This window comes from Streptomyces sp. NPDC001100, from assembly GCF_053598575.1.
Window position 1 is genome coordinate 345,017 of the sequence record NZ_JBSFKO010000006.1, and the last position, 12,151, is coordinate 357,167.

A 12,151-nucleotide genomic window follows, 5' to 3' on the forward strand; every position below is an offset into this window, starting at 1 on the left:
CATGAGTGCCGCCCCACCCCGGAACATACGAACGGCCGCCTCCTGCCGAGCCTCAGCCCGACCGAAGACGGCCGTTCCCCGCTTCCTCACCCCAGGTCAACCGGCAAGCACCGCAACCCAGTTGGACCGATGATCACCCTCACCCCGGGTAAACCGGCGCCGACCCCGTCTTGACCACCTTCTGCCACTGCGCCCCCGTGGGCAGCCGCACGATCCCGTCCTCCGAGTAGGCCACCAGCGGCAGCTTGTCGTCCTCGGACGCGGCGATCTCCTTCACGCCGGTCAGGGCTGTGGGCGCCGGGCCCTCCGGAGTGGAGCCGTCGACCTGGACGTACCGCATCTGCTGCACGCCGCCCTGCGCGCGCCCGACCACCACGAGCCGACTGTCCCCGGCCCACGACATGGCCGTGATCTCCTCCAGGTCCGGGGTCGCGGAACGCAGTTCGAGGACCGAGACCACCGGCTGCTCCCCGGTCGCACCGCTCCGCTGGATCCGCCCGATCTGGAGGGAGCGCTTGCCGTTCTTCTCCACGACGAGCGCGATCCGCACCCCGTCGGCCGCCACCCGGACCGACTCGATCCTGCCGTCCAGCCCCAGGGTGTCGACCGCGATCGGCTGGCCGGCGCCCTTCTGCAGAAGGAGCAACCGGGGGTTCTTCGGATCCCGGTCGGCCACCCAGAGGTCGCCCTGCACGTCCCAGCTGGGAGCCGTCAGCCGGTCGTCCGCCGTTGTGCCCTGGCTGGTCAGCACGGGGTCCCCGAGCGACGCGCCCGACACCATCGATCCGACGTAGAGCGACTTCCCGTCGAGACTGACCCCGGCCCCGCTCTCCTCGTCACGCGACACCGCCACCGATCCCAGCGGCTTGATTCCCTCGCCCAGGGCACCCGGCACCGCCTCGGTGTGCGTGCCCCTGCTGCCGCCGGGTATCCGTACCAACCGGTGCTTGTCGTCGAGGAAGTACAGGTACACGGGGTGGTTCACGGGGCCGCGTGCCACGAGCGACTCCGCGCTGTTCTCGCGGTACACGCACAACTGTGCGCCGTTGGCGGCCTGCAGCTCGACCTCGTCCACCGTGGGCGTCATGGTCTGCAGCGTGTAGAGGATCTGGGTCGCCATCTCGTTGCACCGGGCCAGCCCCACCCGCGAGGCCTTCTGGTTCAACGGCACGGTCAGCTTGTTCTGGTCGTCCGGGGTCAGCGAGGTGACCCCCTTGCGCAGGGCCGTCCCGGTCGGGAAGCTCGACCTGACCACGGGCCCGAGCCAGCTGGTGGGCCCGTCGAGGAGCGAACGCACCATCTGCGTCATGGGGTCCACCCGCCGCCGTACGAACACGGGGTCCGCCACGGCGATCGGCTGCGAGGTCGTCCCGGCCGTCGTGTTCGACGCAAAGTAGTACTTGTTGACCGACATGTAGTTGCGCTGGAAGTCCGAGCTGCCCATGACGACGCCCTGGGGCAGCCCGTCGATGCGCCACTGCCCGCTCTTCGCGTCCTTGGTCAGGTGCACCCGCTGGCTGTACTTGCCGTCCGCCGGCGAGTACGCCTGCTGCGAGTCCACCGTGGCGACCCGGTCACCGGTCAGTGCGTACGTGAAGGCGTCGCTGTCCTCCCGGCCGCCGGCGGGACGGACGACCTCCGTGCTCGGCCCGTCGGCGAGCACCGTGGTGGACGCCTCCGGCTGCCAGTTCCGCGCCGCCTTGGCGGTCAGGTACAGGCGTGCCGTCTTGTAGTCCGGATCGTCGCTGGTCAGCGCCTCCAGGAAGCCCTGCACGATCTCCGCCTGCGTCGCGTCCTCCCGGGGAGGCATCGCGAAAACCCGCACCTGGGTGTCCTGCCGCGGCGTCGACTCGACACCCCGGAGGTCCCCGCTGTCCGGCATCGAGGCACATCCCGCCAGCACTACGACACCACACACGACGTACGCCGCCGCGCGTGCCGGCCTTCGCCGGGCGCCCCCCTCGCGGTCAGCGCCCACGAGATGCCTCCCCCTGCTTGTTCGATTCCTCCGGCACGACGCCCGGGTCCGTACCGCGCGCGGTGTCGCTCCGAGGCGCGTCCGCGCTCGACCGGTCCTCCTGACGCCGTGTGCCGCCGGTCGGCCGGGGCACCACGCGCGCGCCGTTGCCGGGCAGTGCCGTCGGGTCGGCTGTCGCGGTCGTGGCGGTCAGCCTCGGGGCGATCGGGGTCCTCGCGGGTATCGGCGGCCTCTGGTCACCCATCGGCTGCATCGGGACCGTCGCCCGCTTGTCGCCGCCCCCGCTCGGCAGACCGGCGTCATTGAGTCCACGATTACGGCGTGAGTCCTTGGGCTCCAGGGGTATCGGCGAGCCCCGCAGCGGTTCGTCGGCGGTCCTCGGCAGCGTCAGCCGGAACTGCGAACCGCCGCCCGGCTCACCCCACGCCTGCAGCCAGCCGCCGTGCAGCCGCGCGTCCTCCAGGGCGATGGACAGCCCCAGACCCGTACCACCGGTGGTACGCGCGCGTGCCGGGTCCGCCCGCCAGAAGCGGCTGAACACCCGGGTCGCCTCGCCGGGCTTGAGACCCACCCCGTAGTCGCGCACCGCGATGGCCACCGCCCCGCCCGCGGTGGCGAGCTTGACTATGACGTCCTTGCCCTCGCCGTGCTCCACGGCGTTGACGACGAGGTTGCGCAGCACCCGCTCCACCCTCCGGGCATCGGCCTCGGCGACCACGGGCTGCTGGTCGCCGACGACGCGTATCTGCGTGCCCTTGCGCTCGGCGAGCGGTTCGGCCCCGCTGATGACCCGCCGTACGACCTCCCTGAGGTCTATCGGCTCGGCCTCCAGGGCAGCTGCTCCCGCGTCGAAGCGGCTGATCTCCAGCAGGTCGGCGAGCAGCGTCTCGAACCGGTCCAGCTGGTCGGCCAGGAGTTCGGCCGACCGCGCGGTCATCGGATCGAAGTCCACGCGCGCGTCATGGATGACATCGGCCGCCATGCGTACGGTCGTCAGCGGCGTCCGCAGTTCGTGCGACACGTCGGACACGAACCGGCGCTGCATCCGCGACAGGTCCTCCAGCTGCTGGATCTTCAGCTGGAGGTTCTGCGCCATCTTGTTGAAGGCCTCGCCGAGCCGCGCGATGTCGTCCTCACCGGTGACCTTCATCCGCTCCTGGAGACGCCCGGCGGACAGCCGCTCGGCGATCCCGGCGGCCATCCGCACCGGCGTGACGACCTGCCGCACCACGAGCCAGGCGATGGCCCCGAGGAGTACGACGACGAAGAGCCCGGCCGTCGCCAGTGTCCCCTTGACCAGGCTGAGCGACTTCTCCTCCTGGGTGAGCGGGAAGAGGTAGTACAGCTGGTACGGGTTGTTGTTCGGGTCGTTGACCTGCTTGCCGACGACCAGCGCGGGCTGGGACTCCTTGCCGTTGCTGTAGATGATCCGGGTGTAGCTCTGGGCCGCCGACGTGTTGTCGTTGACGCGGGCGCGCAGGGCTTCGGGCACGCTGGCGGACGGGTCGACGTACCCGGAACCGCGCGGGCTGCGACCGGCGCCGCTCTCCGCGCCCGCCGGGAGTGTCACCACGTCGAAGGCTCCCTGACCACCGCTGGACAGCGACGACACGAGGTCGCTCATCCAGGAGATGACGTTCTGCGGGGAGCTGCCGCCGGTCGCGGAACCGTCGTCCGCGGTCCCGCTGGCCGCCTCGTCGGCCCGCTGCTTGGCCACGGCGAACCCGCCCGTGGCCTGGCTCTGCGAGGCCTTCACCTTGGCGTCCAGCAGCCCGTTGCGCACCTGGCCGATGACGACGAAGCCCAGCAGCAGGACGACGCCCAACGACATCAGCAGGGTGGTGACGACGACCTTGAGCTGGATGTTGCGCCGCCACAGCCGCATGACCGGCAGCAGCGGCCGGCGCACCCAGCGCATGAACAGGCGGAGGACCGGGCTGCCCTGGACCCCGCCCTGCAGCAGCCCGCCCTCCAACAGGCGTGCCCAGCGGGAGCCCGCCGCCGTCCGGCCGACAGGCCGCCCCGCGCGGGCCCCGGTCCCCCCGGGTGCCGAAGCGGCACTGTCCCTGGACATGTCAGCTCGGTCCCGCCTTGTAACCGACGCCACGGACGGTCACCACGATCTCCGGCCGCTCCGGGTCCTTCTCGACCTTGGAACGCAGCCGCTGGACATGCACGTTGACCAGACGGGTGTCCGCCGCGTGCCGGTAGCCCCAGACCTGCTCCAGGAGCACCTCACGCGTGAACACCTGCCACGGTTTACGGGCCAGCGCGACCAGCAGGTCGAACTCCAGCGGCGTCAGCGCGATCGACTGCCCGTCCCGCTTCACGGAGTGACCGGCCACATCGATGACCAGATCGCCTATGGCGAGCTGCTCGGGCGCCGGCTCCTCCGACCTCCGCAGCCGCGCCCGGATCCGGGCGACCAGCTCCTTCGGCTTGAACGGCTTCACGATGTAGTCGTCGGCGCCCGACTCCAGGCCCACCACGACATCGACGGTGTCGCTCTTCGCCGTGAGCATCACGATCGGCACCCCGGACTCCGCCCTGATCAGGCGGCACACCTCGATACCGTCCCGTCCGGGCAGCATCAGGTCCAGGAGCACCAGGTCGGGCTTGCTCTCACGGAAAGCGGCCAGCGCCTTGTCGCCGTCGGCTACGAAAGACGGCTCAAAACCTTCACCACGCAACACAATGCCGAGCATCTCGGCCAGTGCGGTGTCGTCATCGACGACAAGGACTCGTCCCTTCATAAACGACATCATCCCATTAACTAAATCGTTACCTGTCGTGACCTGTCACACAGCTCTGCCAACGCCTCCGCCGTCACAGGCGAAACAGCGCCTTCTTCGGTGACGATCGCCGTCACCAGCTCGGGAGGCGTCACGTCGAACGCCGGGTTGTAGGCCTGAGTCCCCAGGGGTGCCACCGGAATCCCGCCTCCCGCTCCCGACATCGTCACTTGAGGTGACGTGATCTCCGTCACTTCGAACCCGGGGCGTTGCTCCACCTCGATGGACGCACCGTCCGGTGTGTCCGGATCGACCGTCGTCACCGGCGCCACCACGATGAACGGCACATGGTGGTACCGGGCGAGCACGGCGAGCGGATAGCTCCCCACCTTGTTCGCCACCGAACCGTCGGCGGCGATCCGGTCAGCCCCGATCAGCACCGCATCCACCTCCCCGGCCGCGAACAAGGAGCCCGCCGCGTTGTCCGTGAGCAAGGTGTACGCCATACCGTTGCGCGCCGCCTCATAAGCCGTCAGGCGAGCACCTTGCAGCAATGGACGCGTTTCGTCCACCCAGAGCCGCCGCAGCCGCCCGTCCCGGTGGGCCGCGAGCGCCACCGCGAAGGCCGTGCCCTCACCGCCCGACACCAGCGCACCGGTGTTGCAGTGCGTCAGAATCCGGTGCCCTCCGCCGGGCAGCAGCTCGTCCAGCAGTGCCAGCCCGTGTGCGGCCATCCGTGCGCTGGCCTCGGCGTCCTCCCGGTGCAACCGCCGCGCCGCCGCCAGCGCGGCCCCGGCCGCCTGCTCGGGACCAGCCCCCTTGGCCACCGCGTCACGGTGCGCGGCCTGCGCCCTGCGCACGCCGACGGAGAGGTTCACGGCGGTCGGCCGGGCTCCCGCCAGCGCCACCGCGGCCTCGTCCACGTCGAAGCCCCGCGCGGCGGCGAGCGCGACGCCGTACGCCCCCGCGATGCCGAGCAGCGGCGCCCCGCGCACCGCCAGCGAGCGGATCGCGTCCACCAGCGCGGAGGCGTCCGTGCACACCAGCTCGACCTCCTCGGCCGGCAGTCTCGTCTGGTCGAGCAGGACCAGCACTGGCCCCTCGGGGGGCTCGTCCCAGCGGATCGCGGGTATCTCGGTCGGCCGGCCGTCCTCGCCGGATTGCGCGTACTGATCAGCCATGCGGTCAGTCTGCCCCGGATCCGGCGGACAATTGAAGGTGTCCAGCCCATACCGCGGCCGGTCACCGGCCGACCACCCCATGGCACGATGGCTGCCAACCTGCCACCGCGCCCGCGGACGGGCACCGTGAAGGAGCGACGATGAACGACACTCCGGGCTGGGCCTCGCCCGGATCCGCCCCGCCCGACGGGCCCGAGCCCGACGCCTCCGGTCCCACCGAGCCGACCGACGGCTCCGGCCCCGCACAGCCCGCGGACCAGCCCGGCACGGACCCGTCGGGCACCGGCCCGCAGTGGTCCAAGGAGCAGCCGCCACCCGCCCAGTGGTCTGCGCCCACCGGCGCCCCGGGCCAGGCACCGCCACCACCGCCCGGCCCGGGCTGGGGCGGAGGCCACCCCGGAGGCCCGGCAGGCCCAGGAGGCCCAGGAGGCCCAGGAGGCCCAGGAGGCCCAGGGGGATACGGCGGGCCCGGCGGCTACGGCGCTCCCGGCTGGGGAGTCGGCTGGGGCGGTCCCCCGCCCGCGGCCAAGCCCGGCGTGATCCCGCTCCGCCCGCTCGGCGTCGGCGAGATCCTCGACGGTGCCGTCTCCACCATGCGCACCTACTGGCGCACGGTCCTGGGCATCTCGCTCACCGTCGCGGTCGTCATGCAGACCATCGTCGTCCTCGTCCAGGGCTTCGCCTTCAGCGACTTCAGCAGCACCAGCGCCCTCGACGACCCGAACGCCAGCGCCTCCGAAGTGACCCGCGCGATGAGCGAGGCCATCCTCAGCACCGGCGTCGTCTACCTGGTCGCCCTCATCGGCACGGTGATCGCCACCGCCCTGCTCACGGCCGTCACCAGCCGCGCCGTCCTCGGCAAGCCGGTCACCGCCACGGAAGCCTGGCGTGACGCCCGCCCCCAGGTGCTCAAGCTGTTCGGCCTGATCTGCCTGCTGATCCTCATGGCCATCGTCCTGATCGGCGTCCCCACCGTGCCCGGCATCATCGTGGGCGTTACGGGATCCGTGGACGGGGGCATCGCACTCGCCGTCATCGGTGGCCTCATCGGCTGCGTCGTGACCCTCTGGCTGGCGATCCGCTTCTCCCTGGCCTCGCCCGCGCTGATGCTGGAGAAGCAGGGCATCGTGAAGTCGCTGAGCCGCTCCGCGAAGCTGGTGCGCGGCTCCTGGTGGCGGATCTTCGGCATCCAGCTGCTCGCGCAGATCATCGCGAGCATCCTGTCGTCCATCCTCGTGATCCCGTTCGCCTTCATCGCCGGTGTGCTGAGCGGCGACGGCCTCAGCGGCCTCGTCAACGGCACCGGCGACGTCGGCTGGACGTTCCTCATCATCAGTGGCCTCGGCTCGGTGATCGGCCGCATGATCTCGTTCCCGATCACTGCGGGCGTCACCGTGCTCCTGTACATCGACCAGCGCATCCGCCGCGAGGCCCTCGACCTCGACCTGGCCCGTGCCGCCGGCGTCCAGGACCAAGGCACCGCCGCCCCTGGCCCCACCCCGGGGAGCTGATGCGGTGAGCCTGGCGGGGGGAGTTCTCACAGCGGTGCCCGCGGCGCTGCCGCACACCGTCGAATCGGCCACGAGGGCACTGCTGCGCGCCCACGGCACAGTCGTACGGTCGTCGGCCCTCTCGGGAGACGAACCGCCGGTGACGATCCCGCGCGACCCCGCGCGGGAGGCGGCCCGGCGTGAACTGTCCAAGCAGATGTACCACGAGAACGACCCCAGCCTGGTGCAACGAGCCCTGGACGCCGTCTCCCGCTGGGTCGACAAACTGTTCAGCAGGGCATCGGAGGCAACCCCAGGCGGAACGCTCGGCCTGATCGTCGTTGTCCTGGTCGTCCTCGCGGTCGTGGCCGCCCTGTGGTGGCGCCTCGGCACTCCCCGCCGCGAACCCGCCTCCACCGCCGCCCTGTTCGACGACCGCCCCAGAAGCGCCGCCGAACACCGCTCGGCCGCCGAGGCACACGCCGCCCAGGGACACTGGAACCCGGCCGTGCAGGAACGCATGCGAGCCATCGTCCGCTCCCTGGAGGAACGCGCCCTGCTCGACGTCCGCCCCGGCCGCACCGCCGACGAGGCGGTCGCGGAAGCCAGCCGCGCACTCCCGTCGCACACGGACGAACTGCGCGCCGCCGCCGGGCACTTCGACGACGTGACGTACGGCGGACGCGGCGCCGGCGAGCAGTCGTACCGCCGCATCGCCGAACTCGACCGCGCCCTGGAACGGACCAGGCCCGTCCTCACGAGCAGCGCCCACAGCACGGCCCACCACACCACCCAGGGGGCCGCCGAATGACCACGGAGGCCACGCTTCCCGCCACCTCGGCCTCGCCCACCGTCCGCCAGGTGTGGACCCGCGCGCGTGGCATCGTCCTCGCGCTCGTGCTCCTCATGGCAGCCGCCGTCGCGATCGCCGCGATCCGCTCCGACGCCCGGCACGGCGACCTCGACCCGCGCTCCGCCGACCCCTACGGCAGCCGCGCCGTCGCCGAACTCCTCGGCGACCGGGGCGTGTCCACGCGCGTGGTCTCGACCCTGGCCCAGGCCCGCGCCGCAGCCGGCCCGGACACCACCCTCCTGGTCGCCGTCCCGGACCTGCTGACCAAGCCCCAACAGGCCGGCCTGCACGCGGCCTTCGCGAACTCCGGAAGCCGTACAGTCCTCGTCGCACCCGGCGCCGCGTCCCTGAACCGGCTCGCCCCCAAGGTCACCGTGGACTCGGGGCCCAGCTTCGACTCGCCGCTCTCCCCCGACTGTTCGATGCCCGCCGCCCAGCGCGCGGGCGACGCGGAAACCGGCGACTACCGGTACACGACCACGGCCACCGACGCCGACGAGTGCTACCCCAGCGACGGCCAAGCGACCCTGCTCAGGCTCCCGGACGCGTCCGGGGGCGGCGACACCGTCGTCATCGGCGCGCCCGACATCCTCTTCAACAAGCGTCTCGACAAGCAGGGCAACGCCTCGCTCGCCCTCCAACTCCTCGGCTCGCGCCCCCATCTGGTCTGGTACCTCCCCTCGCTGTCCGACACCTCGGCCACCGACTCCGGCAGCCAGAGCTTCTTCGACCTGCTCCCCTCGGGCTGGCTCTGGGGCACCCTGCAGCTGTTCATCGCCGCAGCCCTGGCCGCCCTCTGGCGGGCACGCCGACTCGGCCCCCTGGTGCCCGAAAGACTCCCCGTGGCGATCCGCGCCTCCGAAACCGTCGAAGGCCGCGCCCGCCTCTACCGCAAGGCCAACGCCCGCGACCGCGCGGCCACCGCTCTGCGCTCCACCACCCGCACTCGCCTCGCCCCCCTCGTAGGCGTCCCCGTCTCCCAGGCGCACGCGCCCGAAGCCCTGCTCCCCGCGCTCTCCGCCCACCTCCACGGCGACGGACAGACCCTGCACGCCCTCCTCTTCGGCCCGCCGCCCAGCGACGACGCGGCCCTCATCGCACTCGCCGACCAACTCGACGCCCTCGAAAGAGAGGTACGCCGTCCATGATGTACCCGACCACTGACAACGCCGGGCCTGCGGGGAATCCGGGCGCCGCCCGAGCCTCCCTCGAATCCCTGCGCGCCGAGATCGCCAAAGCCGTGGTCGGCCAGGACCCCGCCGTAACCGGCCTCGTCGTCGCCCTCCTCTGCCGCGGACACGTCCTACTGGAAGGAGTCCCCGGAGTCGCCAAAACGTTGCTCGTCCGCGCCCTCGCATCCGCACTCGAACTCGACACCAAGCGCATCCAGTTCACCCCGGACCTGATGCCCAGCGACGTCACCGGTTCCCTGGTCTACGACACCCGCTCCGCCGAGTTCCGCTTCCAGCCCGGCCCGGTCTTCACCAACCTCCTCCTCGCGGACGAGATCAACCGCACCCCGCCGAAGACCCAGTCGTCCCTCCTCGAAGCGATGGAGGAACGCCAGGTCACGGTCGACGGCACCCCGCGCCCCCTCCCCGACCCCTTCCTGGTCGCCGCGACGCAGAACCCCGTCGAGTACGAGGGCACGTACCCCCTCCCCGAAGCCCAACTCGACCGCTTCCTCCTCAAACTGACGATCCCGCTCCCCTCCCGCCAGGACGAGATCGACGTCCTCACCCGCCACGCCGAAGGCTTCAACCCGCGCGACCTGCACGCCGCAGGCCTGCGCCCCGTGGCGAACGCGGCCGACCTGGAAGCAGCCCGCGCGGCGGTCGCCAAGACGACGATCTCCCCCGAAATCACCGCCTACGTAGTCGACATCTGCCGCGCCACCCGCGAATCACCGTCCCTCGCCCTCGGCGTGTCCCCGCGCGGCGCCACCGCCCTCCTCGCCACCTCGCGCGCGTGGGCCTGGCTCACGGGCCGCGACTACGTCATCCCCGACGACGTGAAGGCCCTGGCACTCCCCACCCTCCGCCACCGCGTCCAACTGCGCCCCGAGGCCGAGATGGAGGGCGTGACGGCGGACTCCGTCATCAACGCGATCCTCGCCCACGTCCCGGTCCCCCGCTGATGGCCCTCACTGGCCGCGCCGCCCTCCTCGCAGCCCTGGGCTCCCTCCCCGTAGGCATCTGGGAACCCAGCTGGACGGGCATCCTGGCCGTCAACGCCCCCCTTGCAGTGGCCTGCGCCTGCGACTTCGCTCTGGCCGCCCCCGTACGCCGCCTGAGCCTTACCCGCTCGGGCGACACATCCGTACGCCTGGGCGAATCCGCCGACGTCACCCTGACCGTCACCAACCCCTCCCGCCGCCTGCTCCGAGCCCGCATCCGCGATGCCTGGCCCCCCAGCAGCTGGCTCCCCGGCACGGAAATCGCCGCCTCCCGCCATCGCCTTACGGTCCCACCCGGCGAACGCCGCCGCCTCACCACCCGCCTGCGCCCCACCCGCCGAGGCGACCGCCAAGCAGACCGGGTGACCATCCGTTCCTACGGTCCCCTCGGCCTCCTCACCCGCCAGGGCACCCACCTGGCCCCCTGGGCAGTACGCGTCCTGCCCCCGTTCACCAGCCGCAAGCACCTCCCCTCCAAGCTCGCCCGCCTGCGCGAACTCGACGGCCGCACCAGCGTGCTGACCCGCGGCGAGGGCACCGAATTCGACAGCCTGCGCGAATACGTCCCCGGCGACGACACCCGCTCCATCGACTGGCGGGCCACCGCCCGCCAAACGACGGTCGCGGTACGCACTTGGCGCCCGGAACGCGACCGCCACATCCTCCTGGTCCTCGACACCGGCCGCACCTCGGCCGGCCGCGTCGGCGACGCCCCCCGCCTCGACGCCTCGATGGACGCCGCCCTACTCCTGGCAGCCCTGGCATCCCGCGCCGGCGATCGCGTGGACCTCCTCGCCTACGACCGCCGGGTCCGAGCTCTCGTCCAGGGCCGCACGGCACGCGACGTACTCCCCTCGTTGGTCAACGCGATGGCGACCCTCGAACCGGAACTCGTCGAAACAGACGCCCGAGGCCTGGCTGCCACCGCGATCCGCACAGCACCCCGCCGTTCCCTGATCGTCCTGCTGACAAGCCTCGACGCGGCCCCCGTCGAAGAGGGCCTGCTTCCCGTACTCGCTCAACTCACCCAGCGCCATACGGTTCTGGTGGCGTCCGTAGCAGATCCGCACATCGCGCAAATGGCCACGGCTCGTGGAACCACGGAGTCGGTCTACGAGGCGGCAGCCGCGGCACGCGCCCAGACCGAACGCGACCGTACTGCGGAAAAACTCCGCCGGTATGGCGTCACCATCGTCGACGCGACACCGGACGACCTCGCACCGGCGTTGACGGACGCATATCTGGCTCTCAAGGCTGCGGGACGTCTGTAATACGGGGGTCTGCTTTACAAAGCAGACCTCTTCCCAAAGCCCCTTAAACGCAGAAAACCCCCGTACCGGATTCCGGTACAGGGGTTTTCGCAATATTTGTTCGGCGGCGTCCTACTCTCCCACAGGGTCCCCCCTGCAGTACCATCGGCGCTGTAAGGCTTAGCTTCCGGGTTCGGAATGTAACCGGGCGTTTCCCTCACGCTATGACCACCGAAACACTATGAAACACATCAACCGCACCACACCCGTGACCCGGGCATGGGGTTGTTCGTGGTTTCAGAACCAACACAGTGGACGCGAGCAACTGAGGACAAGCCCTCGGCCTATTAGTACCGGTCACCTCCAGCGGTTACCCGCCTTCCAGATCCGGCCTATCAACCCAGTCGTCTACTGGGAGCCTTAACCCCTCAAAGGGGGTGGGAACACTCATCTCGAAGCAGGCTTCCCGCTTAGATGCTTTCAGCGGTTAT

General features: G+C 71.0%; 9 protein-coding genes and 2 rRNA genes. 5 read left to right on the forward strand and 6 right to left on the reverse strand.

Annotated elements, in window-relative coordinates:
• Positions 1-139: 139 nt before the first annotated feature.
• From ACWDEW_RS11760 to mtnA, 4 genes are read right to left on the reverse strand one after another with little or no spacing between them, the layout of a single operon-like run.
• Positions 140-1,978, reverse strand: coding sequence for an LpqB family beta-propeller domain-containing protein (locus ACWDEW_RS11760; RefSeq protein WP_450511896.1), 1,839 nt, complete (start codon positions 1,976-1,978; stop codon positions 140-142).
• Positions 1,968-4,052: an MtrAB system histidine kinase MtrB gene (gene mtrB / locus ACWDEW_RS11765; RefSeq protein WP_450511897.1), complete on the reverse strand. Its 2,085-nt coding sequence runs from the start codon at positions 4,050-4,052 to the stop codon at positions 1,968-1,970. Before mtrB ends, ACWDEW_RS11760 begins: the two co-directional genes overlap by 11 nt.
• A 1-nt stretch (position 4,053) precedes the next feature.
• On the reverse strand, positions 4,054-4,743 hold the full coding sequence (mtrA, locus tag ACWDEW_RS11770) for a two-component system response regulator MtrA (RefSeq protein WP_187284748.1): 690 nt from the start codon (positions 4,741-4,743) through the stop codon (positions 4,054-4,056).
• Positions 4,744-4,751: 8 nt separating this feature from the next.
• A complete protein-coding gene (gene mtnA / locus ACWDEW_RS11775; RefSeq protein ID WP_450511899.1) occupies positions 4,752-5,891 on the reverse strand; it encodes an S-methyl-5-thioribose-1-phosphate isomerase in 1,140 nt (379 codons plus the stop codon).
• Between the two features lie 140 nt (positions 5,892-6,031).
• Between mtnA and ACWDEW_RS11780 the strand changes: the two genes are divergently transcribed.
• From ACWDEW_RS11780 to ACWDEW_RS11800, 5 genes are read left to right on the forward strand one after another with little or no spacing between them, the layout of a single operon-like run.
• Complete coding sequence (locus tag ACWDEW_RS11780; RefSeq protein ID WP_450511901.1) at positions 6,032-7,402, forward strand: DUF7544 domain-containing protein; 1,371 nt, start codon at positions 6,032-6,034, stop codon at positions 7,400-7,402.
• Positions 7,403-7,406: 4 nt separating this feature from the next.
• Entirely contained in the window at positions 7,407-8,192 is a 786-nt protein-coding gene (locus ACWDEW_RS11785) for a DUF4129 domain-containing protein (protein WP_450511903.1), read from the forward strand.
• Positions 8,189-9,382: a DUF4350 domain-containing protein gene (locus ACWDEW_RS11790; protein ID WP_450511905.1), complete on the forward strand. Its 1,194-nt coding sequence runs from the start codon at positions 8,189-8,191 to the stop codon at positions 9,380-9,382. The genes ACWDEW_RS11785 and ACWDEW_RS11790 overlap by 4 nt, the downstream gene beginning before the upstream one ends.
• The gene (locus ACWDEW_RS11795; RefSeq protein ID WP_450511907.1) at positions 9,379-10,371 is read left to right on the forward strand and encodes an AAA family ATPase; all 993 of its coding nucleotides are present in this window, start codon (positions 9,379-9,381) and stop codon (positions 10,369-10,371) included. Before ACWDEW_RS11790 ends, ACWDEW_RS11795 begins: the two co-directional genes overlap by 4 nt.
• Positions 10,371-11,681 carry a DUF58 domain-containing protein gene (locus ACWDEW_RS11800; RefSeq protein ID WP_450511909.1) on the forward strand — a complete coding sequence of 437 codons (1,311 nt, stop codon included), beginning with the start codon at positions 10,371-10,373 and terminating at the stop codon, positions 11,679-11,681. The genes ACWDEW_RS11795 and ACWDEW_RS11800 overlap by 1 nt, the downstream gene beginning before the upstream one ends.
• A gap of 98 nt (positions 11,682-11,779) precedes the next feature.
• On the opposite strand, the gene rrf is transcribed toward ACWDEW_RS11800, so the two are convergent.
• Positions 11,780-11,896, reverse strand: a 5S ribosomal RNA gene (gene rrf / locus ACWDEW_RS11805).
• A gap of 91 nt (positions 11,897-11,987) precedes the next feature.
• Positions 11,988-12,151: ribosomal RNA gene (locus ACWDEW_RS11810) — 23S ribosomal RNA — on the reverse strand; the annotation flags it as partial.